This window comes from Streptomyces sp. MGP-BFMKR1, from assembly GCF_057766585.1.
The window spans coordinates 3,918,182-3,932,716 of record NZ_CM173408.1 but is presented as its reverse complement, the minus strand read 5'-3'; the positions used below and the strand labels follow the sequence as shown (position 1 = coordinate 3,932,716).

Annotated in this window: 11 protein-coding genes and 1 tRNA gene; 7 read left to right on the top strand and 5 right to left on the bottom strand. The window is 72.3% G+C overall.

Features of this window, described 5'->3' with window-relative positions; genetic code table 11:
* Positions 1 to 194 precede the first annotated feature (194 nt).
* Positions 195 to 2,468 carry a (Fe-S)-binding protein gene (locus AC3CHW_RS15090; RefSeq protein ID WP_488470771.1) on the bottom strand — a complete coding sequence of 758 codons (2,274 nt, stop codon included), beginning with the start codon at positions 2,466 to 2,468 and terminating at the stop codon, positions 195 to 197.
* A 623-nt stretch (positions 2,469 to 3,091) separates the two neighbouring features.
* Here AC3CHW_RS15090 and dnaK point away from each other — a divergent pair.
* From dnaK to AC3CHW_RS15070, 4 genes are read left to right on the top strand one after another with little or no spacing between them, the layout of a single operon-like run.
* Complete coding sequence (dnaK, locus tag AC3CHW_RS15085) at positions 3,092 to 4,957, top strand: molecular chaperone DnaK (RefSeq protein WP_217197908.1); 1,866 nt, start codon at positions 3,092 to 3,094, stop codon at positions 4,955 to 4,957.
* Positions 4,954 to 5,655, top strand: a complete 702-nt coding sequence (gene grpE / locus AC3CHW_RS15080) for a nucleotide exchange factor GrpE (protein ID WP_176163130.1) — start codon at positions 4,954 to 4,956, stop codon at positions 5,653 to 5,655. Before dnaK ends, grpE begins: the two co-directional genes overlap by 4 nt.
* A 30-nt stretch (positions 5,656 to 5,685) precedes the next feature.
* Positions 5,686 to 6,873, top strand: coding sequence for a molecular chaperone DnaJ (dnaJ, locus tag AC3CHW_RS15075; RefSeq protein WP_187062818.1), 1,188 nt, complete (start codon positions 5,686 to 5,688; stop codon positions 6,871 to 6,873).
* A 1-nt stretch (position 6,874) separates the two neighbouring features.
* Positions 6,875 to 7,345 carry a heat shock protein transcriptional repressor HspR gene (locus tag AC3CHW_RS15070; protein WP_176163132.1) on the top strand — a complete coding sequence of 157 codons (471 nt, stop codon included), beginning with the start codon at positions 6,875 to 6,877 and terminating at the stop codon, positions 7,343 to 7,345.
* Between the two features lie 107 nt (positions 7,346 to 7,452).
* On the opposite strand, the gene AC3CHW_RS15065 is transcribed toward AC3CHW_RS15070, so the two are convergent.
* Complete coding sequence (locus AC3CHW_RS15065; RefSeq protein WP_488470770.1) at positions 7,453 to 8,091, bottom strand: NAD(P)-dependent oxidoreductase; 639 nt, start codon at positions 8,089 to 8,091, stop codon at positions 7,453 to 7,455.
* A gap of 122 nt (positions 8,092 to 8,213) precedes the next feature.
* On the opposite strand from AC3CHW_RS15065, the gene AC3CHW_RS15060 reads away from it, so the two are divergent.
* Positions 8,214 to 8,672 carry a winged helix-turn-helix transcriptional regulator gene (locus AC3CHW_RS15060; RefSeq protein ID WP_488470769.1) on the top strand — a complete coding sequence of 153 codons (459 nt, stop codon included), beginning with the start codon at positions 8,214 to 8,216 and terminating at the stop codon, positions 8,670 to 8,672.
* 78 nt (positions 8,673 to 8,750) lie between these two features.
* Positions 8,751 to 9,563 (top strand): GNAT family N-acetyltransferase, encoded by an 813-nt coding sequence (locus AC3CHW_RS15055; protein WP_488470768.1) that lies wholly within the window; start codon positions 8,751 to 8,753, stop codon positions 9,561 to 9,563.
* A 194-nt stretch (positions 9,564 to 9,757) separates the two neighbouring features.
* Here the strand turns inward: AC3CHW_RS15055 and AC3CHW_RS15050 are convergent.
* From AC3CHW_RS15050 to AC3CHW_RS15040, 3 genes are all read right to left on the bottom strand, one after another.
* Positions 9,758 to 9,830, bottom strand: a tRNA-Trp gene (locus AC3CHW_RS15050).
* Positions 9,831 to 10,257: 427 nt separating this feature from the next.
* Positions 10,258 to 10,662 (bottom strand): TIGR03618 family F420-dependent PPOX class oxidoreductase, encoded by a 405-nt coding sequence (locus AC3CHW_RS15045; protein WP_488470767.1) that lies wholly within the window; start codon positions 10,660 to 10,662, stop codon positions 10,258 to 10,260.
* Between the two features lie 60 nt (positions 10,663 to 10,722).
* Positions 10,723 to 11,226 carry a hypothetical protein gene (locus AC3CHW_RS15040; protein WP_488470766.1) on the bottom strand — a complete coding sequence of 168 codons (504 nt, stop codon included), beginning with the start codon at positions 11,224 to 11,226 and terminating at the stop codon, positions 10,723 to 10,725.
* A 560-nt stretch (positions 11,227 to 11,786) separates the two neighbouring features.
* On the opposite strand from AC3CHW_RS15040, the gene clpB reads away from it, so the two are divergent.
* Positions 11,787 to 14,474 carry an ATP-dependent chaperone ClpB gene (gene clpB, locus AC3CHW_RS15035; protein ID WP_488470765.1) on the top strand — a complete coding sequence of 896 codons (2,688 nt, stop codon included), beginning with the start codon at positions 11,787 to 11,789 and terminating at the stop codon, positions 14,472 to 14,474.
* Positions 14,475 to 14,535 lie beyond the last annotated feature (61 nt).

The following is a 14,535-nucleotide window of genomic DNA, read 5'->3' as shown; positions in this document are numbered from 1 at the left end:
GGGGCAGGCGGTACGGCCCCCGAAGCGGACGTACCCTCCGCCCCCCGGCACCCGGCGGCCTCCGCCCCCGGCACCCGGCGCGGCGCCGGGCCCCGCCCCGTACCGGGCGCCAGAACGCCGGTGGGCGCGGACCGTTTCGCGTGGTCCGCGCCCACCGGCGGTTGGCGCTTCCGTTGGCCCGGTGCGGGGCCGGGCTACTTCACGGGCTCCGGCTCGGGCGCCGTCGCCGGCTCGCCGTCACCGCCCGGGCCTTGCTGCTCGGGCGTCCTGACCGAGTCGAGGAGGAGTTGCGCCACGTCCACGACCTGGAGCGACTCCTTCGCCTTCCCGTCGTTCTTCTTGCCGTTGACCGAGTCGGAGAGCATGACGAGGCAGAACGGGCAGGCCGTGGAGACGATGTCGGGGTTGAGGGACAGCGCCTCGTCCACCCGCTCGTCGTTGACCCGCTTGCCGATCCGCTCCTCCATCCACATCCGGGCACCGCCGGCGCCGCAGCAGAAGCCGCGCTCCTTGTGCCGGTGCATCTCCTCGTTCCGCAGCCCCGGCACCTTGGCGATGATCTCCCGAGGCGGCGTGTAGACCTTGTTGTGCCGGCCCAGGTAGCACGGGTCGTGGTAGGTGATCAGGCCCTCGACCGGGGTCACCGGGACCAGCCTGCCCTCGTCGATGAGGTGCTGGAGCAACTGGGTGTGGTGGATGACCTCGAACTCGCCGCCGAGCTGCGGGTACTCGTTGGCGATGGTGTTGAAGCAGTGCGGGCAGGTCGCGACGATCTTCTTCTTCGCCTTGGGCTTCCTGGTCGACTCGTCGTCGCTGTCCTCGCCGAAGGCCATGTTCAGCATCTCGACGTTCTGCTGGCCGAGCTGCTGGAAGAGGAACTCGTTGCCCAGGCGGCGGGCGGAGTCGCCGGTGCACGCCTCGTCGCCGCCCATGATCGCGAACTTCACGCCCGCGATGTGCAGCAGCTCGGCGAACGCCTTGGTGGTCTTCTTGGCCCGGTCCTCCAGGGCGCCCGCGCAGCCGACCCAGTACAGGTAGTCGACCTCGGTCAGGTCCTCGATGTCCTTGCCGACGACCGGGACCTCGAACTCGACCTCCTTGGTCCAGGCGAGCCGTTGCTTCTTCGCCAGGCCCCAGGGGTTGCCCTTCTTCTCCAGGTTCTTGAGCATCGTGCCCGCCTCGCTGGGGAAGCTGGACTCGATCATGACCTGGTAGCGGCGCATGTCCACGATGTGGTCGATGTGCTCGATGTCCACCGGGCACTGCTCGACGCAGGCGCCGCAGGTGGTGCACGACCACAGCACGTCCGGGTCGATGACGCCGTTCTCTTCGAGGGTGCCGATCAGCGGGCGCTCGGCCTCGGCCAGCGCGGCGGCCGGCACCTGCGCGAGCTGCTCCGCGCTGCCCTTCTCCGCGCCCTCCGCGTCCTTGCCGCCACCGGCGAGCAGGTACGGCGCCTTGGCGTGCGCGTGGTCCCGCAGGCCCATGATCAGCAGCTTCGGGGAGAGCGGCTTGCCGGTGTTCCAGGCCGGGCACTGCGACTGGCACCGGCCGCACTCGGTGCAGGTGGAGAAGTCGAGCAGGCCCTTCCAGGAGAAGTGCTCGACCTGCGAGACGCCGAACTGGTCGTCCTCGCCCGGGTCCTCGAAGTCGATCGGCTTGCCCTCGGAGACCATCGGCGGCAGCGCGCCGAGCGCGGTGGAACCGTCGGCCTCGCGCTTGAACCAGATGTTGGGGAAGGCCAGGAAGCGGTGCCAGGCCACGCCCATGTCGGTCTTGAGGGCGACCGTGATCATCCAGATGAACGAGGTCGAGATCTTGATCATCGCGACCAGGTACGTCAGGTTCTGCAACGTGCTGACGTCGAGATCACGGAAGGCGGCGACGAGCGGGTACGAGGCGAAGAACCCGGCCTCGTACGAGGTGACGTGGTGCTGGGCGCCCTCCAGGCCGCGCAGCGTCATGATCGACAGGCCGACGATCAGGATGACGGCCTCGACGAAGTACGCCTGGCCGAAGTTCGACCCCGTGAACCGGGACTTGCGGCCGGCCTTGCCGGGCTTGCTGAGCTGGCGGATCACGATGAGCGTGAGGATGCCGAGGGTCGTCATCAGCCCGAGGAACTCGGTGAAGACCTCGTACGGCAGCCAGTCGCCGATGACCGGGATCAGCCAGTCCGCCTGGAAGAGCTGCCCGACGGCGTTGACGATGGTCAGCAGCAGCGAGAAGAAGCCCACCGCCACGAACCAGTGCGCGACGCCGACGACGCCCCAGCGGTTCATGCGGGTGTGGCCGAGGAACTCCTTGACCACGGTGATCGTGCGTTGCGCGGGTTCGTCGGTCCTGGTCCCCGCGGGTACGGGCTGGCCGAGCCGTAGGTAGTGGAAGATCTGTAGCAGGGCACGGCCGAACAGCGCGACGCCGACCGCGATGAGGACCAGCGACACGATGATCGCGGCGAGTTGCATGGCGGCTCCTCGAACCTTCGAGAGCGGGCTTACTAAGCAGTAACTTATCTGGTCTTCGCCGAGATTACCGAGGATCACGAGAGCGGTGCACAAGACGAGCCGGTGATATGCGTCGCTCAGGCTTGCCTTATCGCCTTCCGTTGCCCTCCTGGGCGTCTACCAGTCTCCCTCTTTCCCCGGCCGGAACGGGCTTCGCCCTGCGTTCCGCGGCTCCGTGGCGTGGCCCCGTGGGCTGGCCTCCGTGCGTCCCGTGACCTGGTCCCGTGGGCTGGCCCTCGGGGGGCGTGGGCTGGCCTCGTGGGGTGGGGGCGGCCGGCGTGGGGTCCGGCCCGGCGTCGGGCCGGGCGGCGAGGGTCGAGGGCGGGCGCGCGCGGGTGCGGGGGGCCGGCGCGGGATGTCTCATGGGGAGGGGGCGTCGGACGGCTGGCCGTGCGGGCGGGGTGTCGCGGGAGCGGTCTCGGGGTCGTGGCGGTGGCTTCGCGTGGGGCGCGGGCGCTGGTTTTCGGCCGCGTGCGGATAAGGGCCGTATAAAAGTTGAGCCTGCCTGACTCACCTCTGTTGACAGGGAAATCTGGATCAGGCACGCTTGAGCCTGTTCCACTCAAGTTGGCTGGAGGATTGACATGGCACGTGCGGTCGGCATCGACCTGGGTACGACGAACTCCGTCGTCAGTGTTCTCGAGGGCGGTGAGCCCACCGTCATCACCAACGCCGAGGGCGCCAGGACCACGCCGTCCGTCGTCGCCTTCGCGAAGAACGGCGAGGTGCTGGTCGGCGAGGTCGCCAAGCGCCAGGCGGTCACCAACGTGGACCGCACCGTTCGGTCGGTCAAGCGCCACATGGGCACCGACTGGAAGATCAACCTGGACGGCAAGGACTTCAACCCGCAGCAGATGAGCGCCTTCATCCTGCAGAAGTTGAAGCGCGACGCCGAGGCGTACCTGGGCGAGAAGGTCGCGGACGCGGTCATCACCGTCCCCGCGTACTTCAACGACTCGGAGCGTCAGGCCACCAAGGAGGCCGGCGAGATCGCGGGTCTGAACGTCCTGCGCATCGTCAACGAGCCGACGGCCGCCGCTCTCGCCTACGGGCTGGAGAAGGACGACCAGACCATCCTCGTCTTCGACCTCGGTGGCGGCACCTTCGACGTGTCGCTCCTTGAGATCGGCGACGGCGTCGTCGAGGTCAAGGCCACCAACGGTGACAACCACCTCGGTGGTGACGACTGGGACCAGCGGGTCGTGGACTACCTGGTCAAGCAGTTCAACAACGGGCACGGCGTGGACCTGTCCAAGGACAAGATGGCGCTCCAGCGTCTCCGCGAGGCCGCGGAGAAGGCGAAGATCGAGCTGTCCTCGTCCACCGAGACCACGATCAACCTGCCCTACATCACGGCGTCCGCCGAGGGCCCGCTGCACCTGGACGAGAAGCTCACCCGCGCCCAGTTCCAGCAGCTCACGGCCGACCTGCTGGAGCGCTGCAAGACGCCGTTCCACAACGTCATCAAGGACGCGGGCATCCAGCTCTCCGAGATCGACCACGTCGTCCTCGTCGGTGGCTCCACCCGCATGCCCGCCGTCGCCGAGCTCGTCAAGGAGCTGACCGGCGGCCAGGACGCCAACAAGGGCGTCAACCCGGACGAGGTCGTCGCCATCGGCGCCGCCCTGCAGGCCGGTGTGCTCAAGGGTGAGGTCAAGGACGTCCTGCTGCTCGACGTCACGCCGCTGTCGCTTGGTATCGAGACCAAGGGCGGCATCATGACCAAGCTGATCGAGCGCAACACTACGATCCCGACCAAGCGCTCGGAGATCTTCACGACGGCCGAGGACAACCAGCCGTCCGTGCAGATCCAGGTCTACCAGGGTGAGCGCGAGATCGCGGCGTACAACAAGAAGCTCGGCATGTTCGAGCTGACCGGGCTGCCGCCGGCGCCGCGCAACGTGCCGCAGATCGAGGTCACCTTCGACATCGACGCCAACGGCATCATGCACGTCTCCGCCAAGGACCTGGGCACCGGCAAGGAGCAGCGGATGACCGTCACCGGTGGCTCCGCGCTGCCGAAGGACGACATCGAGCGCATGATGCGCGAGGCCGAGCAGTACGCGGACGAGGACCACAAGCGCCGCGAGGCCGCCGAGACCCGCAACCAGGCCGAGCAGCTCGTCTACCAGACCGAGAAGTTCCTCAAGGACAACGAGGACAAGGTCCCCGGTGACGTGAAGTCCGAGGTCGAGGCCGCGGTCACCGACCTCAAGGAGAAGCTCAAGGGCGAGGACAACGCGGCCATCCGCGAGGCGACCGAGAAGGTCGCCACCGTCAGCCAGAAGCTCGGCCAGGCGATGTACGCCGACGGCCAGGCGGCTGCCGGGGCGCCGGGTGCCGAGGGCGCGGCCGATGCCGCCGGTGCGGGCCAGGCCAAGGAAGACGACGTCGTGGACGCCGAGATCGTCGACGACGAGAAGGACAACCGCCAGGGCGGTGCGGCGTGACGGAAGAGACTCCGGGCTTCGACGAGCAGCCCGACGTCCCTTCCGACGCCACCTCCGACGCCGCGTCGAAGCCCGACGCGGCGAAGGGGGCCGGGTCCGCCGACGCGGCGGGCCCGGCGGCCTCGGCCGGGGACGCACCAGATGCCGGCCTCGACGAGAAAGCACAGCACGACGTGGCGCTGACGGCTCAGCTCGACCAGGTCCGCACCGCGCTCAACGAGCGCACCGCTGACCTCCAGCGCCTCCAGGCGGAGTACCAGAACTACCGCCGCCGGGTGGAGCGCGACCGGGTAACCGTCAAGGAGATCGCCGCGGCCAACCTGCTCTCCGAGCTGCTTCCGGTCCTCGACGACGTCGGTCGGGCCCGCGAGCACGGCGAGCTGGTCGGCGGCTTCAAGTCGGTCGCGGAGTCGCTGGAGACGGTGGTGGCCAAGATGGGCCTCCAGCAGTTCGGCAAGGAGGGCGAGCCCTTCGACCCGCTGATCCACGAGGCGCTGATGCACAGCTACGCGCCGGACGTCACCGAGACCACGTGCGTGTCGATCCTGCAGCCGGGGTATCGCATCGGCGAGCGCACGATCCGCCCCGCGCGGGTCGCCGTCGCCGAACCGCAGCCCGGCGCCACGCCCGGCAGCGGTCAGGCGGGCAAGGGCGACGACGCGTCTGACGAGGAGAACGGTGGCCCGGACGAGGGCTGACGTGACGTACGGAGAGGAGGGACGTCGAGGATGAGCACCAAGGACTTCGTCGAGAAGGACTACTACAAGGTCCTCGGCGTCCCCAAGGACGCCACCGAAGCCGAGATCAAGAAGGCGTACCGGAAGCTCGCCCGCGAGTACCACCCGGACGCCAACACCGGTGACGCCAAGGCCGAGGAGCGCTTCAAGGAGATCTCCGAGGCCAACGACGTCCTCGCCGACCCCAAGCGGCGCAAGGAGTACGACGAGGCGCGGGCGCTGTTCGGGAACGGCGGGTTCCGCCCGGGCCCGGGCGGCCCCGGCGGCACCGGGAGCTTCAACTTCGACCTGGGCGACCTCTTCGGGGGCGGCGGCCCGCAGCCCGGCGGCCCGGGCGCGGGGGGCTTCGGCGGCGGACTCGGGGACGTGTTCGGCGGCCTGTTCAACCGCACCGGCGCGGGCACCCGCACCCAGCCGCGGCGCGGTCAGGACATCGAGTCCGAGGTGACACTCAGCTTCACCGAGGCGGTCGACGGCGCGACCGTGCCGCTGCGGATGTCGAGCCAGGCCCCCTGCAAGGCGTGCCAGGGCACCGGCGACAAGAACGGCACCCCCCGGGTGTGCCCGACCTGCGTCGGCACCGGGCAGGTCAGCCGGGGCGGCGGGGGCGGCTTCTCGCTCACCGATCCGTGCGTGGACTGCCGGGGCCGGGGCCTGATCGCCCAGGACCCGTGCGACCAGTGCAAGGGCAGCGGGCGGGCCCGCTCCTCGCGCACCATGCAGGTCCGCATCCCGGCGGGCGTCAGCGACGGGCAGCGCATCCGGCTGCGCGGCAAGGGCGCCCCCGGCGAGACCGGCGGCCCGGCCGGCGACCTGTACGTCGTGGTGCACGTGGACGCCCACCCGGTCTTCGGCCGCAAGGGCGACAACCTGACCGTGACGGTCCCCGTCACCTTCGACGAGGCGGCCCTCGGCGGCGAGGTCAGGGTTCCGACCCTGGGCGGCCCTCCGGTCACCCTCAAGCTGCCGGCGGGCACCCCCAGCGGACGCACCATGCGCGCCCGGGGCAAGGGCGCGGTCCGCAAGGACGGCACCCGGGGCGACCTGCTGGTCACCATAGAGGTGGCCGTGCCGACGGAGCTGAACGACAAGGCGCGGGAGGCGCTGGAGACCTACCGCGAGGCCACGGCGGACGAGGACCCGCGGGCCGAGCTGTTCCAGGCCGCGAAGGGAGAATGAGATGGACGGCCGAGGCGCACGCCCAGGCGGCGGCAGCCGCAACCCCTACGAGCTGACCGACGACTCACCGGTGTACGTCATCTCGGTCGCCGCTCAACTCTCCGGCCTGCACCCGCAGACCCTGCGCCAGTACGACCGCCTCGGCCTGGTCTCCCCCGACCGCACGGCGGGTCGCGGGCGCCGCTACTCCGCCCGCGACATCAGCCTGCTGCGCCAGGTGCAGGCGCTCAGCCAGGACGAGGGCATCAACCTCGCCGGCATCAAGCGCATCATCGAGCTGGAGAACCAGGTGGCCGCGCTCCAGCAGCGGGTCGCCGAACTCCAGCAGGCGGTGGAGGGCGCGGCGGCGGCGATGCAGCAGCGCGAGGCCGCCGTACACGCCTCGTACCGCCGTGACCTGGTCCCCTACGACCAGGTGCAGCAGACCAGCGCCCTGGTGGTGTGGCGGCCCCGCAGGCCGGGGCAGGACTAGCCGCACCCGCGCGTGCGCGGTAGTGGACCCGCCGACCCCTCGGGGACGGCGGGTCCGTCGCTGTCTGGACGCGGGCGCGCGCGGGCCACCGGCCCGACCGGTCGGGCTCAGGTCACCGCTAGGTGGGTGCGGTGGTGGCGCGGCGCGGTGGCCTCGTCGAGCAGGGCGGCGGCGAAGTCGGGGTAGGAGATCCGATCCGTCATGTCGCCGTAGGGGCGCACCGAGTACCGGCCGCCGCGCGCTCCCTCGTGGTCGAAATCGCCGGACGGGCTCACATACACCCAGTCCAACTCGGCCCCCGCGGCGCGCAGTACGTCGCGGCCGGCCGCGTGCGCGAGGCAGAAGGGCCGGAACTCGGCCGGGAAGCCGGGCGCGTCCAGCAACGGTGTGCCGTCGGGCCCGGGCAGCAGGGCGGCGATGCCCACGCTGACGAGCCGCCCGACGCCGGCCTCGCGCAACCCCGCCACCAGGGCGCGGGCGCTGGCGGGGAAGAACGCGCCGGGGTCGGTGCCCTCGCCGTATACCGCCGTGACGTTGATCGCGGCCGAGTGCCCGGCGGCCAGGGCGGCCACGCGGGCCGCGTCGGTGACGTCGCCGACGGCGATCCGTACACCCGCGTCCGCCGGCCCCTGGTAGCGGGCGGCGGCTCGTACGACGGCGGTGACCTCGTGCCCACGGCCGCGGGCCTCGGCGACGGCCTGCCGTCCGGCCCGGCCGGCCGCGCCGAAGATGACGATCCTGCTCATGTCGGAATACCTCCGGGTGAGTTGGTGCTCCGGAAGGTATCCGGGCGGTCGGTTACCTTCCGGATACCGCCGGGGTCGCCGACGAGCGCCCTCGGCGGCGAGGAGAGTCAGGAGGGGGCCCCATGACGCGCCGCGAGCCGCTGCCGGCCGACCTGTTCGACGAGGTGTGCCCGTCCCCGCTGCTGCCGTTCCGGTTCGGTGACAAGTGGGGCGCCCTGGTGTTGCGCTGCCTGGAGGACGGCCCACGCCGCTTCTCCGAACTCCGCGTCCCGCTGCACCGCGTGACCCCGAAGGTGCTCACCCAGTCGTTGCGCGGCCTGGAGCGCGGCGGCCTCATCGTGCGTACGGAGTACGTGGCCCCGCGCCGCGCGGTGGAGTACGCCCTGACGCCGCTCGGCCGCAGCATGCTCGGCCCCATGCGGGCGGCGTGCGCGTGGGCGGCCGACCACTGGGACGAACTCCTCGATGCGCACGAGTCGCACGGGTCGCGAGAACCGCACGGGTCGCACGGGTCGCACGGGTCGTACGACGAGGCCGTCGGGGGGAGGCGGCGCGGTGTCGGCATGGGGCGGCGGGGGTGAGCGCGGGTGGCCCGGGCCCGGGATCGGCGGCGGGGCGTGGCCGCCGGGCCGTGGGGCGGTCCTCGTACGGTGAGGGGTGTGTCGAGCGTGGAACTCGTCCCAGGTGACCGGGGACTGCTGGCCCTCCAGGTGGGGGCGAACTGGCCGGTCGACGGGAACGGCCGGCTGACCGGGCCCGGCGCGCCCCGGCTGGTGGTCGCCGCGGCGGCCGACGGGGTGGTGGTCGCGGCGAGCGCGGGGATGCCCGACGCGGTGGTGGCCGGGGCGCGGGCCGCCGTGGTCGGCGTACGCCCGGAGCCGCCACCGACCCGGCGCGCGCCCCGGGCGGCGGGCGCGACCGGGGAACCGGGGCCGTCGGGTGCGGCGGATGGACCGGCCTCGTCGCCCGCGGTGCCGACTGGTGTGCGGCGGGCCCGGGAACTGGTCGAGGAGGCCACCGGCCCGGTCACGCTCTCGGCGGGGCCCTGCTACCTGATCCCGCCCGAGGTGCGGTACGCGCCGACCGCCCGCGTGGTCACCTCGGACGGGGGCGACCCGGCGGCGCTACGAGCGGCCAATCCGGGCAACTGGGGCGCGGGGGAGTGGGACGACCTCCTCGACGGCGCGCTCGGGCCCTGGGCCATGGCCGTGGCGGCGGGCCGGGTCATCGCCATCTGCCACACCCCGTGCTGGTCGGCGCGGGCGGCGGAGGCGGGGGTGTGGACCCGCCCGGGCTGCCGCGGGCGCGGCCACGCGGCGACGGTCACGGCGGCCTGGGCTCGCGTCATGGCGGCGGCCGGGGACGGCAGGCGGCTGTTCTACAGCACGACGGCCACCAACCACGCCTCCCAGCGGGTCACCCGCCGCCTCGGACTCCGCCAACTCGGCTGGATGTGGAAGCTGACCGCCTGACGAGCCCGACCACGCGGGTGCGGGGTTGGGCTGCTGAGGGGCGCTGGTGGAGTGCCGTGACGATCGACACGCGTTCTCGTCGCGGGGCGTCTTCGGGTGCGGTCAGCCGTGGCGCGCGCAGCGCGAGGGCCAGCTCCCGCGCCTGAGGTGGCGTCAGTAGCTGGCCCGTGCCGTGCCGTTTTCGACTGCTGTAGCAGGGGCGGCAGGAATCGAACCTACAGCCTTCGGTTTTGGAGACCGGTGCTCTGCCAATTGAGCTACGCCCCTTCGGTACGTGTAGCTTGCCACGGCACGGCGGTCGCTAACCAGGGCATTGTCCCGGCATGTGGACACGGGGGACGAGAGGTACTCGTCGGGGCGCTTGACGGATGCCGGGCGGTGGCTGACGAGCCGTGGGATTTCGTGGCGATTCGTCGCTCGTGCGGCGGTACGTTCCGTGCGCGGGCCGGGGTTTTTCGGTGCTGGTGGGCGGCTGGCCGCGGCCGTTGGCAGCTTGTTGCGACGGCGCGTCGCGGTGCGGGGCGATGGCGCTCGCGCGGGGCGCGCGCTCCCCGCCGGCGCGCGACGGGGTGCGACCCACCTCGTACGACCGGCCCACGGTGGCTCGCGGCGGCTCGCGGCGACCGAGGGGCAGAGGGAGCCGGCCACGGCCGGCCACAGCCGGTCAGAGTCGGCCGGAGTCGGCCGGAGTCGGTCAGACGTTTCCCATCGCCCGCGTCAGGGTGATCTCGATGGCGACGCGCTCGGGGTTGGGGCTGGGCTGCCGGCCGTAGCGCTCGGCGTACCGGCGTTCCGCCTCCGCGACGCTGGCCTCGTCCGTACGTACCCGGGCCCGGCCCTCCAGCGTGGCCCACCGGGCGCCGGCGAACTGGCAGACGGCGACCAGGGCGCCGTCGGGGCCGGCGGCCTGGACGTTGGCCGCCTTGGTGCTGGTCTTGCGGCAGATGATCCGGGCGACGCGGGCCGCGGGGTCGAAGGTCACGCCGACCGGCGTCACGTGCGGGGTGCCGTCCGGGCGGGGCGTAGTGAAGGTGCACAGGTGGCGCTCGTGCCAGAACGCGACGTAGGCGGGGTCGGGGTGGTCGAGGTCGATGGCCATGCCGGGCAGCGTAATGGGCCCCGCCGGTGGGGTCGCACCGGGACATACGCCGCGAACGCGTCAGGTGGCCGGCCCGGGGCCCGGGGGCTGGTGCCGCGGCGGGTGGGGAGGCGCGGGTGGTGGCGGGGCCGCCCGGGCGCGGCGGGTGTCGATGCGGTAGCCGACGGCGAGGGCGATGGTGCCGAGGACCAGCAGGCAGAGCAGGGCGCCGGGGAGCCAGACCGCGCGGTGCAGCGGGGCGGTCGAGGAGTAGGCCCAGTCGTCGCCGGCGAAGATCCTGTCGCCGACGGCCACCGGCGGGTTCTTGATCTCGCCGTGGCCGGTGCTGCCGTCGGGGAAGACCCACTCGCTGCCGCAGGAGGCGGCGGGGGCCGTGCCGACGCCCTCGGTGCAGCGTTCGAGGGTGCGTACGGTGGCCGTCTCGCCGGTGATCAGGCGGTGCGCGTTCGTGCCGACCCACAGCGCCACGGCGCCGATCAGCACCAGCAGCAGCCCGAACGCCGCCAGCGGCGTGCCCAGCGCGCGCAGTCGGCTCCGCGTCGTGCGTCTCGCGTCCTCACTCATGGCTCTGACCCGCCCTCGTAGTCCGCCTGATCCTCACCCGTCTGGCCGATTGTCGTACGTCTCCCCCGCAATCGGGCCGAGTGTGCCTGGTCGGACCGGTGCGGCGGGGCCCGCGCGCGGCCGGGCCGTGCGCCCACGGGCCGCGCCGTCCGCGCGCGCCAGCGCCCCGCGCGCCGGTCGGGGCCTGTGGGGCGGGCCGCCCGCCCCCGTACACCCCCGTCCCCCGGTCCGCCCCGCCCCGCGCCGCCCGGCACGCCCGCGTCCCTCCGGCCGGCCATGCTGGGCCCGGGGTGGGGGGAACCCGGACGGTGGGCACTCGGGTTGGGAGGGCGGGACGCCGGCGGGGGTGCGGTGAGGCGGCGGTGGGGCGGCGGGGAGCTGGGGCGCGGGCCGACGGATCGGCGGGTGGTCGGGCGACAGATCGGTGGCGGCCCAGCGAGCGGGCCTCGGGGCTGATCAAGGCAACAAAAACTAAGTTGAGTGGAATAGACTCAACTTACCGTAGGCTGTAATGAGCAAGATGGTGGGACCGTGGTCGAGGAGCGAGGAGGAGCGCGACCGTGGATGCCGAGCTGACCAACAAGAGCCAGGAGGCGCTGAGCGCCGCCAACGAGCGTGCCGTGGCGGGCGGGCACGCCGATCTGACCCCCGCCCACCTGCTGCTGGCACTGCTCAGCGGGCAGGACAACGAGAACCTGATGGACCTGCTCGCCGCCGCCGAGGCCGACGCGGCCACGCTGCGCTCCGGCGCCGAGCGGCAGCTCGCCGCGTTGCCGAGCGCCCAGGGCTCCACCGTCGCGCCGCCGCAGCCGAGCCGGGACCTGCTCGCCGTGCTGGCCGACGCGTCCCAGCGGGCCAAGGAGCTCGGCGACGCGTACATTTCCACCGAGCACCTGCTCATCGGCATCGCCGCCAAGGGCGGTCCGAGCGGGGAGCTCCTCAACCAGCAGGGGGCGAGCGCCAAGCGGCTGCTCGACGCCTTCGAGACCAACAGGGGCGGAACGCGGGTGACCAGCCGGGACCCGGAGGGCACGTACAAGGCGCTGGAGAAGTTCGGCACGGACCTCACGGCCGCCGCGCGCGACGGCAAGCTGGACCCGGTCATCGGCCGGGACCAGGAGATCCGGCGCGTGGTGCAGGTGCTCTCGCGGCGCACGAAGAACAATCCGGTACTCATCGGCGAGCCGGGCGTCGGCAAGACCGCCGTCGTGGAGGGGCTCGCGCAGCGCGTCGTCAAGGGCGACGTGCCCGAGTCGCTCAAGGACAAGCGGTTGGTCTCGCTGGACCTCGGCGCGATGGTGGCCGGCGCGAAGTACCGCGGCGAGTTCGAGGAGCGGCTCAAGACCGTGCTCGCGGAGATCAGGTCCAGCGAGGGCCGGATCATCACGTTCATCGACGAGCTGCACACCGTCGTCGGCGCGGGCGCCGGCGGCGACTCCGCGATGGACGCGGGCAACATGCTCAAGCCCATGCTGGCCCGCGGCGAGCTGCGGATGGTCGGCGCGACCACCCTGGACGAGTACCGGGAGCGGATCGAGAAGGACCCGGCCCTGGAGCGGCGCTTCCAGCAGGTGCTGGTCGCCGAGCCGACCGTGGAGGACTCGATCGCGATCCTGCGCGGGCTCAAGGGGCGGTACGAGGCGCACCACAAGGTGCAGATCGCCGACGCCGCGCTGGTGGCCGCCGCGACGCTGTCCGACCGCTACATCACCTCGCGCTTCCTGCCCGACAAGGCCATCGACCTGGTGGACGAGGCGGCGTCCCGGCTGCGCATGGAGATCGACTCCTCGCCCGTCGAGATCGACGAGTTGCAGCGCGCCGTGGACCGGCTGCGGATGGAGGAGCTGGCCCTCAGGAACGAGTCGGACGAGGCCAGCAAGCAGCGCCTGGAGAAGCTGCGCCGCGACCTCGCCGACAAGGAGGAGGAGCTGCGCGGCCTCGGCGCCCGCTGGGAGAAGGAGAAGCAGGGCCTGAACCGGGTCGGTGAGCTCAAGGAGCGCCTGGACGACCTGCGCGGACAGGCCGAACGCGCGCAGCGCGACGGCGACTTCGACGCCGCGTCCAAGCTGCTCTACGGCGAGATCCCGGCCGTGGAGCGGGAGTTGACCGCCGCCGCGGAGGCGGAGGAGGAGGCCAAGAAGGGCGACCGGGACAAGATGGTCAAGGAGGAGGTCGGCCCGGACGACATCGCCGACGTCGTCGCCTCCTGGACCGGTATCCCGGCCGGCCGCCTGCTTGAGGGCGAGACGCAGAAGTTGCTGCGCATGGAGGACGAGTTGGGCCGGCGGCTGATCGGCCAGCACGAGGCGGTGCGGGCGGTCTCCGACGCCGTGCGCCGCACCCGCGCCGGCATCGCCGACCCCGACCGCCCCACCGGTTCCTTCCTCTTCCTCGGCCCGACCGGTGTCGGCAAGACCGAGCTGGCCAAGGCGCTCGCGGACTTCCTCTTCGACGACGAGCGGGCCATGGTCCGCATCGACATGAGCGAGTACGGCGAGAAGCACTCGGTGGCCCGCCTGGTCGGCGCCCCGCCCGGCTACGTCGGATACGAGGAGGGCGGCCAGCTCACCGAGGCGGTGCGCCGGCGCCCGTACTCGGTGGTGCTCCTGGACGAGGTGGAGAAGGCCCACCACGAGGTCTTCGACATCCTGCTCCAGGTGCTGGACGACGGCCGGCTGACGGACGGCCAGGGCCGCACGGTGGACTTCCGCAACACCATCCTCATCCTCACCTCCAACCTCGGCTCGACCTTCCTGATGGACCCGCTGCTGAAGGAGGAGCAGAAGCGGGAGAAGGTGCTGGAGACGGTGCGGGCCTCGTTCCGGCCCGAGTTCCTGAACCGGCTCGACGACCTCGTGATCTTCCACGCGCTCGGCACGGGCCAGCTCCGCCGCATCGCCGAGCTGCAGATCGACCACCTCCAGCGCCGCCTCGCCGACCGCAGGCTGGTCCTCGACGTCTCGGACGCGGCCCTGGAGTGGCTGGCCAGGCTCGGCCACGAGCCGACGGTCGACGCGCCGGAGGCGGGCGGCGGACCCGACCTGTCGTACGGGGCCAGGCCGCTGCGGCGGCTGGTGCAGACGGCGATCGGCGACCAGCTCGCCCGGGCCATCCTCGCCGGCCAGGTGCGCGACGGCGACACCGTGCGCGTCGACCACGAGCTGGGCGCCGACGGCCTGACGGTGTCGGCCAGCTCCGGCGCGCAGGCCGCCGCGCCGGAGCCGGCAGGGTCCGCCGCGGCCGGCTGAGCCGGCTGAGCCGGGCCGCCCGGGCGGCCCGGCGCCGGGTGTGCCGCGGGTTGAGCGGAAT

What these genes read in the sequence shown, in the direction of transcription:
- AC3CHW_RS15070 (WP_176163132.1), top strand. Translation starts at nt 6,875, where the DNA reads ATGGACGGCCGAGGCGCACGCCCAGGCGGCGGCAGCCGCAACCCCTAC.
- dnaJ (WP_187062818.1), top strand. Translation starts at nt 5,686, where the DNA reads ATGAGCACCAAGGACTTCGTCGAGAAGGACTACTACAAGGTCCTCGGC.
- AC3CHW_RS15045 (WP_488470767.1), bottom strand. Translation starts at nt 10,662, where the DNA reads ATGGCCATCGACCTCGACCACCCCGACCCCGCCTACGTCGCGTTCTGG.
- AC3CHW_RS15040 (WP_488470766.1), bottom strand. Translation starts at nt 11,226, where the DNA reads ATGAGTGAGGACGCGAGACGCACGACGCGGAGCCGACTGCGCGCGCTG.
- AC3CHW_RS15060 (WP_488470769.1), top strand. Translation starts at nt 8,214, where the DNA reads ATGACGCGCCGCGAGCCGCTGCCGGCCGACCTGTTCGACGAGGTGTGC.
- AC3CHW_RS15065 (WP_488470770.1), bottom strand. Translation starts at nt 8,091, where the DNA reads ATGAGCAGGATCGTCATCTTCGGCGCGGCCGGCCGGGCCGGACGGCAG.
- dnaK (WP_217197908.1), top strand. Translation starts at nt 3,092, where the DNA reads ATGGCACGTGCGGTCGGCATCGACCTGGGTACGACGAACTCCGTCGTC.
- AC3CHW_RS15090 (WP_488470771.1), bottom strand. Translation starts at nt 2,468, where the DNA reads ATGCAACTCGCCGCGATCATCGTGTCGCTGGTCCTCATCGCGGTCGGC.